9 protein-coding genes and 1 pseudogene are annotated in these 8,262 nt (G+C 66.4%); all 10 read left to right on the top strand.

Features of this window, described 5'->3' with window-relative positions; all coding sequences use genetic code 11:
- On the top strand, positions 1-96 hold a 96-nt coding region (locus AB1I47_RS32845; RefSeq protein ID WP_155739506.1), incomplete at its 5' end, for an acyl-CoA dehydrogenase family protein.
- Between the two features lie 110 nt (positions 97-206).
- Positions 207-2,051, top strand: a complete 1,845-nt coding sequence (gene aceK, locus AB1I47_RS32840; protein ID WP_354687827.1) for a bifunctional isocitrate dehydrogenase kinase/phosphatase — start codon at positions 207-209, stop codon at positions 2,049-2,051.
- Entirely contained in the window at positions 2,048-2,719 is a 672-nt protein-coding gene (can, locus tag AB1I47_RS32835; protein ID WP_354687826.1) for a carbonate dehydratase, read from the top strand. Before aceK ends, can begins: the two co-directional genes overlap by 4 nt.
- A 53-nt stretch (positions 2,720-2,772) precedes the next feature.
- Complete coding sequence (locus AB1I47_RS32830) at positions 2,773-3,951, top strand: acetyl-CoA C-acetyltransferase (RefSeq protein ID WP_354687825.1); 1,179 nt, start codon at positions 2,773-2,775, stop codon at positions 3,949-3,951.
- 202 nt (positions 3,952-4,153) lie between these two features.
- Complete coding sequence (locus tag AB1I47_RS32825; RefSeq protein WP_354687824.1) at positions 4,154-4,834, top strand: SDR family oxidoreductase; 681 nt, start codon at positions 4,154-4,156, stop codon at positions 4,832-4,834.
- A 31-nt stretch (positions 4,835-4,865) separates the two neighbouring features.
- Positions 4,866-5,996 (top strand): acyl-CoA dehydrogenase family protein, encoded by a 1,131-nt coding sequence (locus AB1I47_RS32820; RefSeq protein WP_354687823.1) that lies wholly within the window; start codon positions 4,866-4,868, stop codon positions 5,994-5,996.
- A gap of 91 nt (positions 5,997-6,087) precedes the next feature.
- Positions 6,088-6,774, top strand: coding sequence for an HAD family hydrolase (locus tag AB1I47_RS32815; protein ID WP_354687822.1), 687 nt, complete (start codon positions 6,088-6,090; stop codon positions 6,772-6,774).
- Positions 6,771-7,250 carry a YchJ family protein gene (locus AB1I47_RS32810; RefSeq protein WP_354687821.1) on the top strand — a complete coding sequence of 160 codons (480 nt, stop codon included), beginning with the start codon at positions 6,771-6,773 and terminating at the stop codon, positions 7,248-7,250. The genes AB1I47_RS32815 and AB1I47_RS32810 overlap by 4 nt, the downstream gene beginning before the upstream one ends.
- A complete protein-coding gene (locus AB1I47_RS32805) occupies positions 7,247-7,924 on the top strand; it encodes a glutathione S-transferase family protein (protein WP_354687820.1) in 678 nt (225 codons plus the stop codon). Before AB1I47_RS32810 ends, AB1I47_RS32805 begins: the two co-directional genes overlap by 4 nt.
- A gap of 55 nt (positions 7,925-7,979) precedes the next feature.
- Positions 7,980-8,262, top strand: a pseudogene (locus tag AB1I47_RS32800) (methylcrotonoyl-CoA carboxylase); the annotation flags it as partial.

Below are 8,262 nucleotides of genomic sequence, written 5' to 3'. Positions count from 1 at the left end.
CTGTGGCGCGATGCCAAGCTGTACGAGATCGGCGCCGGCACCTCGGAGATCCGCCGCATGCTGATCGGCCGCGAATTGTTCGCCGAAACCATGTAAGGACCAGCACGGTGGGGTGGGGCGCCGAAATCACCCGGAGCCCCCGCCCGAACCCATTACAATCTCACTACCCGTCGCAAGACCCTTCGCTAGTCGCCCCCCGTCGACCCATGTCCCACTTCCCCAAACTGCTCTCCTCGCAGATTGCCTACGATGTGGCGAGAACGATGCTCGACGGGTTCGACAAGCACTACCGTCTGTTCCGCGAGGTCAGCCACCAGGCCAAGCTCAAGTTCGAGGCCGGCGACTGGCACGGGCTGCAGCAGATCCAGCGCGACCGCATCGCGTTCTACAACGAGCGCGTGCGCGAATCCAGCGTCATCCTCGAGGACGAATACGACGCGGAGAATATCGAGGACGAGATCTGGCAGCAGATCAAGCTGCACTACATCGGCCTGCTGACCAACCATCACCAGCCCGAACTGGCCGAAACGTTCTTCAACTCGGTCTGCACGCGCATCCTGCACCGCTCGTACTTCAACAACGATTTCATCTTCGTGCGCCCGGCGATCTCGACCGAATACATCGAGAACGAGGAATCGCCTACGCGCCCGACCTTCCGCGCCTACTACCCCGGCAACCGCGACGGCATGGCGGCGTGCTTCGAGCGCATCGTGCACAACTTCCAGCTCGAGCGCCCGTTCGAGGACCTGGCGCGCGATATCGGCTACGTGGTGCGCGCGGTCAGCGAGCATTTCGGCGACCTGCGCATCGCGCCGAATTTCCAGATCCATACGCTGTCGTCGCTGTTCTTCCGCAACAAGTCGGCCTTCATCATCGGGCGCATCCTGAACGGCGACCGCACCTTCCCGCTGGCGATCCCGATCGTGCATGGCCCGTCGGGCCAGCTGATGCTGGACACGGTGCTGCTGAAGAAGGAACAGCTGCTGATCCTGTTCTCGTTCACGCACTCCTACTTCATGGTCGACATGGAGATCCCGTCGGCCTACGTGACCTTCCTGCGCGACATCATGCCGCGCAAGCCGCGCGCGGAGATCTATACCTCGCTGGGTCTGCAGAAGCAGGGCAAGAACCTGTTCTACCGCGATTTCCTGCACCACCTGCAGCATTCGTCGGACAATTTCATCGTCGCGCCCGGCATCCGCGGGCTGGTGATGCTGGTGTTCACGCTGCCGTCGTACCCGTACGTGTTCAAGGTCATCCGCGACTTTTTCCCGGCGCCCAAGGAAACCACGCGCGAGCTGGTCAAGTCCAAATACCAGCTCGTCAAGCAGCACGACCGCGTCGGCCGTATGGCGGATACGCTGGAGTACTCCGACGTGGCCTTCCCGCTGTCGCGCTTCGACGACGCGCTGGTGCGCGAGTTCGAGCAGCACGCGCCGTCGATGATCGAATACCAGCGCGGCAAGGACGGCGGCGAGGAGATCGTGGTGCGCCACGTCTATATCGAGCGCCGCATGACGCCGCTCAATATCTACCTGCACGAAGGCACCGACGAGCAGGTCGAGCATGGCGTGCTCGAATACGGCAACGCCATCAAGGAGCTGATGGCCGCCAACATCTTCCCGGGCGACATGCTGTACAAGAATTTCGGCGTCACGCGCCACGGGCGCGTGGTGTTCTACGACTACGACGAGATCGAGTACCTGACCGACTGCAATATCCGCCACGTGCCGCAGCCGCGCAACGAGGAGGAGGAGATGTCAGGCGAGGTCTGGTACACGGTGCGTCCGCACGACATCTTTCCAGAGACCTTCCGCACTTTTCTGCTGGGCGATACGCGCGTGCGCGCGGCGTTCCTGCGTCATCATGCGGATTTTTTCGATCCTGCCATGTGGCAGAGCCATAAGGACCGGCTGCTGGCCGGACATGTTCATGACTTCTTTGCCTATCAGAGTACAGAGCGATTCATTCACCGCTACGGCGGCTCGGACGGCACCCAGCGTGCTGCCATCGACACCGGCGACGCCGGCCCTGCAAGGAGGGTGGCATGACTGACGCCATCGCCCAACTGTTCCGCAACAACCGCGAGTGGGTCGACCGTGTCAACGCGGAAGACCCGGCCTTCTTCACCCGGCTGGCCAACCAGCAGGCGCCCGAGTACCTGTGGATCGGCTGCTCCGACTCGCGCGTGCCGGCCAACCAGATCCTGGGCCTGGCGCCGGGGGAGGTGTTCGTCCACCGCAATATTGCCAACGTGGTGGCGCACAGCGACCTGAACGCGCTGTCGGTGATCCAGTTCGCGGTGGAAGTGCTGAAGGTGCGCCATATCACCGTGGTCGGCCACTATGGCTGCGGCGGTGTCAAGGTAGCGCTCAAGCGCGAGCGCATCGGCCTGGCAGATAACTGGCTGCGCCATGTGCGCGACGTCGCCGACAAGCACGAGACCTACCTCGGCACGCTGCTGCGCGAAGACGACGCCCATACCCGGCTGTGCGAGCTCAACGTGATCGAGCAGGTCAACAACGTCTGCCAGACCACGGTGATCCAGGACGCCTGGTCGCGCGGCCAGGCCGTGACCGTGCATGGCTGGGTCTATGGCGTATCCGACGGCCTGCTGCGCGACCTGGGCATGGCCGCCAGCAACAACGAAGAGCTGCACGAACAGCTTGCCGCAGCGTACCGCCAGTACGGCGATCCGCCGCAGGCATCGATCCGCTGACCAGCCGCCGCACCGAACACCGCTTTCTCACACACCGATCCAGGAGACACGACATGGAAGAGATCGTCATCGTTTCAGCCGCCCGCACGCCGATGGCTGCGTTCCAGGGCGAATTCGCCAGCGTCACCGCGCCGCAACTGGGCGCCGTGGCGATCCGCGCCGCCGTCGAGCGCGCCGGCCTGAAGCCCGAGCAGGTGGAAGAAGTGGTGTTCGGCTGCGTGCTGCCCGCCGGCCAGGGCCAGGCGCCGGCGCGCCAGGCGGCGCTGGGCGCGGGCCTGCCGCTGGGCGTGGGCTGCACCACCGTCAACAAGATGTGCGGCTCGGGCATGCGCGCGGCGATGACCGTCTATGACGGCCTGATCGCGGGCTCGTTCGATGTCGCCGTCGCCGGCGGCATGGAAAGCATGACCAATGCGCCGTACCTGATCCCGAAGGGCCGCGGCGGCTACCGCATCGGCCATGGCATGATCTACGACCACATGATGCTGGACGGCCTGGAAGACGCGTATGACAAGGGCCGCGCCATGGGCACCTTCGGCGAGGACTGCGCCGCCAAGTACGGCTTTACGCGCGAGCAGCAGGACGAATTCGCGATGGCAAGCGTGCGCCGCGCGCAGCAGGCCACCGAGAACGGCGATTTCCGCTGGGAAATCGCGCCGGTAACGGTGTCGGGCAAGGGCGGCGACACCGTGATCGACACCGACGAAGGCCCGCGCCGCATCAAGGTCGACAAGATCCCGTCGCTGAAGCCCGCGTTCGCCAAGGACGGCACCATCACCGCCGCATCGTCGTCGTCGATCAATGACGGCGCCTCGGCGCTGGTGATGATGCGCGCTTCCACCGCGAAGCAGCTCGGCCTGCAGCCGATCGCCCGCATGCTGGGCCATACCACCCATGCGCAGGCGCCGGGCTGGTTCACCACCGCGCCGGTGGAAGCGATTTCCAAGTTGTACCGCAAGCTCGACTGGACCACCGACAGCGTCGACCTGTTCGAGATCAACGAGGCCTTCGCCGTGGTGCCGATGGCCGCCATGCACGACCTCAAGATCCCGCGCGACAAGGTCAATATCCATGGTGGCGCCTGCGCACTGGGGCATCCGATCGGGGCTTCGGGCGCGCGCATCATGACCACGCTGATCGGCGCATTGCGCAAGACCGGGGGCAAGCGTGGGGTGGCGAGCTTGTGTATCGGTGGGGGTGAGGCGACTGCGGTAGGGATCGAGATCCTGTAGGACTTCCTCTCCCACTTGTTTTCTCCCCTCTCCCGCCTGCGGGAGAGGGGCCGGGGGTGAGGGCAGGGCGCTGGCATACCGAAAAGCCTCACTTCGGGCCAACGCCCGCCTTCTCCCCCAACCCCTCTCACATAAATGGGAGAGGGGAGCAAAGACCAGGCAGTCCGCTGAACCTACGTACCCCAGACAAAGGAGCACAGCCTTGCCAACCGTCCTGATCCTCGGTGCCTCGCGCGGCATCGGCCTTGAATTCGTGCGCCAGTACCGTGCCGACGGCTGGCGCGTCATTGCGGCGGCGCGCACGCCCGACGGCGTCGGTGCGCTGCAGGCGCTCGGCGCCGAAGCCCACCAGGTCGACGTGGCCGATGCCGGCGCGGTGGCAGGCCTGGGCTGGAAGCTCGACGGCGAAGCGCTGGACGTGGCGATCTACAACGCCGGCGTGATGGGCCCACGCACCGAAGGCGCGCAGCCGATCACGCCGCGGGAGTTCGACCAGGTGATGCACGTCAACGTGCTGGGCCCGATGATGGCGCTGCCGCTGCTGCTGCCTTATGTCGAAGCCGGGCAGTCCGGCCACGGCGGCGTGCTGGCGGTGCTGTCGTCGCGCATGGGCAGCATCGGCGCGATGGAGCACAACACCAGCTGGCTGTACCGCGTCAGCAAGGCCGGCGCCAATGCGGCGCTGCGCGCGGTGTCGCTGGATGCGCGCCATGCCACCTGCGTTGCGCTGCATCCGGGCTGGGTCAAGACCGATATGGGCGGCCAGGAAGCCGACCTGACCCCGCAGCAGAGCGTCAAGGGCATGCGCCAGGTGCTGGCCGGCGTCAAGCGGCGCGATAACGGCACCTTCCACAACTACGACGGCACGCTGATTCCCTGGTAAGCGCGCCCGCACACCCCATCACCGAACCGACATGCTGCTGACCCCCGAACAGGAAATGATCCGCGACGCCGTGCGCCAGTTCGCGCAGGAAGTGATCGCGCCGCAGGCCGCGCAGTGGGACCGCGACAAGACCTTCCCCAGGGACGTGCATCGCGAGCTGGCGGCGCTGGGCGCCTACGGCGTGGCCGTGCCGGAGGAATACGCCGGCGCGGGCCTCGATTACCTGTCGCTCGCGCTGATCCTGGAAGAGATCGCGGCCGGCGACGGCGGCACGTCCACGGTCATCAGCGTCAACAACTGCCCCGTGTGCAGCATGCTGATGTCGTTCGCCAGCGAGGCGCAGAAGCAGCAATGGCTGGTGCCGCTGGCGCGCGGCGAGATGCTGGGCGCGTTCTGCCTGACCGAGCCGCATGTCGGCTCCGATGCGTCGGCGCTGCGCACCACCGCCGTCCGTGACGGCGACGATTACGTGCTCAACGGCGTCAAGCAGTTCATCACCAGCGGCAAGAATGCCGACGTGGCCATCGTGCTGGCGGTCACCGACAAGGCGGCCGGCAAGCGCGGCATCAGCGCCTTTATCGTGCCGACCTCCACCCCGGGCTACGTGGTGGCGCGGCTGGAAGACAAGCTCGGCCAGCATTCGTCGGACACCGCGCAGATCCTGTTCGAGGACTGCCGCGTGCCGGCGGCCAACCTGCTCGGCGACGAGGGCGGCGGCTACAAGATGGCGCTGTCCGGGCTGGAAGGCGGGCGCATCGGCATCGCCTCGCAGAGCATCGGCATGGCGCGCGCCGCGTTCGAGGCGGCGCTGGCCTATGCCAAGGAACGCGAGAGTTTCGGTCAGCCGCTGTTCCAGCACCAGGCGGTGCAGTTCCGGCTGGCCGAGATGGCCACCCGCATCGACGTGGCGCGGCAGATGGTCTGGCACGCCGCCGCGCTGCGTGACGCCGGCCGGCCCTGCCTGAAGGAAGCGGCGATGGCCAAGCTGTTCGCCAGCGAGATGGCCGAGCGGGTGTGCTCGGATGCGATCCAGGTGTTCGGCGGCTATGGCTATGTTAGCGACTTCCCGGTGGAGCGCATCTACCGCGACGTGCGCGTCTGCCAGATCTACGAGGGCACCAGCGATATCCAGAAGATACTGATCGCACGCGCGCTGGCTTAGTCCATGCATTAGCGCGTACGATGGGGGTGCGTGCCGTGAAAGCGGCACACGTTCCTGATCCCCGTACCGGCAACCCCAACAAGAAACCCGCATGACTGCAGTAACCCCTGGCCATTCCGGCCGATTCGATTGCGTGATCTTCGACTGCGACGGCGTGCTCGTCGACAGCGAGCCCATCGTCAATCGCGTGCTCAACCAGATGCTGAACGAGCTCGGCATCGAGATCTCGCTGGAAGACTCGACGCGCCTGTTCCTTGGCCGCGCCGTGCGCGAAGAGCTGGAGATGATCGAACGCATGCGCGGCGCGCCGCTGCCCGAGAACTGGCTGTCAACCTGGCTGGCGCGGCGCAACGCCGTGCTGGAAGCCGAAGTCGCCGCGGTGGCGCACGTGCGTGAAGCCATCGGCAAGATCGCCGCCACCGGCATGCCGGTGTGCGTGGCGTCGGGCGCGGACCGCGTCAAGGTCAAACTGCAGCTGACCAGGACCGGACTGGTCGAGCTGTTCCAGCAGGACGAGCGCGAGCATATCTTCTCCGCTACCGAAGTGGCGCGCAGCAAGCCCGCGCCCGATGTGTACCTGCTGGCCGCGCGCACCATGGGCGTGGAGCCGGCGCGCTGCGCCGTGGTGGAAGACAGCCCCACCGGCGTCACCGCGGGCGTGGCCGCCGGCATGACGGTATTCGGCTACGCCGAGCGCAACGATGCCGCGCTGCTGCGCGAGGCCGGCGCACAGACCATCTTCACCGATATGCGCGACCTGCCGGAGCTGGTGGCATGACAGCGGACAAGGCGCCAGGAAAGGCTGCAAAGGCAGGGAAGGCCGGGAAGGCAGTCGGCCGCCTGCCCAAGGCCGGACCGGTGCCGTGCCCGTGCGGCAGCGCGGACTATGACGCCTGCTGCGGCCGCTTCCATCGTGGCGAAGCGCTGCCGCCGAACGCCGAGGCGCTGATGCGCTCGCGCTACAGCGCCTATGTGCTGAACGATATCGACTGGCTGCGCGAGACCTGGCATCCGTCAACCTGCCCGCCCGACCTGGTGCCCGACACCGCCACGCGCTGGCTGGGGCTGACGGTCAAGACGCATGCGCAGCAGGACGACACGCATGCCGAAGTGGAATTCGTGGCGCGCTACAAGGTTGGCGGGCGCGCCCTGCGGCTGCATGAACGCAGCCGCTTCGTACACGAGCCGCGCGCGCCCGGCGAGGCGCCGCGCTGGCTCTATGTGGATGGCGACATGATCGGGGAGACCTCATGAGCAACGAGAACCAGAACGCGCCTGAGTATCTGCTGTATTGCTTTGCCCAGTCCGGCAACGCCTACAAGGTGGCGCTGCTGCTGGAGACGGTCGGCACCCAGCGCGGCCAGCGCCTGTGGCAGCCGCGCTTTGTCGACTTCTTCAACGGCGAGACCCGCACGCCGGAATACCGCGCCATCAACGTGATGGGCGAGGTGCCGGTGCTGGAGTTCGACGGGCAGCGGCTGTCGCAGTCCGGCGCCATCCTGGACGCGCTGGCTACGCGGCTCGAGGCCTGCGGCCCGCGCGACGAAGCCGAGCGTGCCGAAGTGCTGCGCTGGCTGCTGTTCGACAACCACAAGTTCACCTCCTACACCGCCACCTACCGCTTCCTGCGCAACTTCGCCAAGGCGCCGGACCCGGCCGTGCTGGAATTCTTCCGCGCGCGCTGCGAAGGCGCATGGAACGTGCTCAACGCGCACCTGGCCGGGCGCGCCTTCGTGCTGGGCGAGCGCACCACCATCGCCGACTTTTCGCTGGCGGGCTATGTCTTCTTCGACGACGAGATCGGCGTGCACTGGCGCAAGGAGTATCCGCATATCCATGGCTGGGCCGAGCGCATGCGCGCGCTGCCGGGGTGGAAGCATCCGTATGACCTGATGCCCGGGCACCCGCTGCCGAAGCGCGCTGGCTGAGGCCGCCCACAAGCTGGGCGGCACACACCAATACCAAGCAGGAAGGGACTCCGAGATGCCCACGCTGGAAACCAAACTCAACGCCCGTTCCGAATCGTTCAAGGCCAACGCCGAGGCCATGCAGGCCCTGGTAGCCGACCTCAAGGCGAAGATCGCGAAGCTTGCAGAGGGTGGCGGCGAAGACGCGCGCAACAAGCACCTGTCGCGCGGCAAGCTGCTGCCGCGCGACCGCGTGCAGCAACTGCTCGATCCGGGCACGCCGTTCCTGGAGCTGTCGCAGCTTGCTGCGTACGACATGTACGACGATGCCGCGCCGGGCGCCGGCATCATCACCGGCA

The sequence above is a fragment of the Cupriavidus necator genome (genome assembly GCF_040578825.1).
Classification (GTDB): Bacteria; Pseudomonadota; Gammaproteobacteria; order Burkholderiales; family Burkholderiaceae; genus Cupriavidus; species Cupriavidus necator_E.
This window is presented reverse-complemented; position numbering and strand designations above follow the sequence as displayed.